This window comes from Acinetobacter sp. 228, from assembly GCF_048147885.1.
In genome coordinates, this window is the sequence record NZ_JAYWYV010000393.1 from 1 (window position 1) to 1,207 (window position 1,207).

Here is a 1,207-nt window from a genome sequence, read left to right on the forward strand (position 1 = left end):
GATTCAAGTAATCATCTGTTTGCATTAACCACCTCCAGCAACACTGATCTCGATATTGTCTGAATCACAATAGGCCACGGCGTTAAAAGCCAAGGTGTAATCACCCTCAACTGGTACGCCGTCTACAGTCAATTGAAGGCTTTCAATTTCATAAGACCTGGCATCCAATGCACCGTATAAACCTGCTGGTACATACAGCTTATTAATTGCAATACGGTCACCAATATCGAGCTGATTAATGTAATCGGCTGAAGCGCTCTTTATTTGCTCACCAATATCTACCGTGTAATCAGAATTAGTCGTTAATTCAAAACGGATACCCATAGACTTTTGAATAGGTCGCCAATATTGAATTTCTACTGGATCTCCATAGACAGTTGGGCGAATCACAGTTGTATTTCCATATAGATCACAACCAGGCGCTTTCTTTACCCGAATGGTTTCAGCAATCAATTGATCATTTCCACCCGCAACAACTACCGCTAAAGATTTTGGTGGTAGCCCTAAAGGATCTACGAATGACTTTTTATTTTCATAAACCTTACAACGGCTTACCCCATCAAGGCTAAACAACGCACCTAAAATACCTTCAGTATAAGAACGCGATGGAATAGCAGTCGATAGTGCCTGGCGTTGCCGTAATTTAGCATTGCTTTCAACTGGCGCACCTAATGTGGAAGCCTGAGGATTATTAACTGATTGCCAACCACGTGTAGGTGTTGAAATGGTCGTAACTGAATTTGGTAAAGCCAAAATTTCTCCAGGCTTTTCAGCTATTGCCGTAGTAACTATTTCACATTCTGAAGGAATAACAACTTGTGCCGGCAACAACCACCGGTTATTGTTTTTGTCACTCACAATACCGTTATTAATGATTGTGCCGGCAACGCCCACCAAAACCACTGATACAGTTGATTTTGTGGCCACTGCACGGCGAATGCCATTGATTTTGACATTGCGTGAAAGCGCATCAGTATCGGCAGTACTTGGCGACATAGAGTTGTAAACGTCGGAAACAACCGCATTACAGTCAGCAATTACACGAGCAATTACACCAATCCATTGTCCATCTTGACTATCATTTTCTAAGTAAACATCTTGGCCATAAATTTCTCGATATTTTTCTTTAAGGTGCTCAACAATTTCACTGTATGTTGAAACTGTTACGCCATATTGGTTAATTACTGGGGCTATGCTAGTTAGTGCC

General features: G+C 41.5%; 1 protein-coding gene. It reads right to left on the reverse strand.

All coding sequences use genetic code 11. The features are described from left to right. Positions 1 to 24: 24 nt before the first annotated feature. Positions 25 to 1,207: baseplate J/gp47 family protein (locus tag VXQ92_RS19290; protein ID WP_416682886.1), on the reverse strand; the 1,183-nt coding region annotated here is incomplete at its 5' end.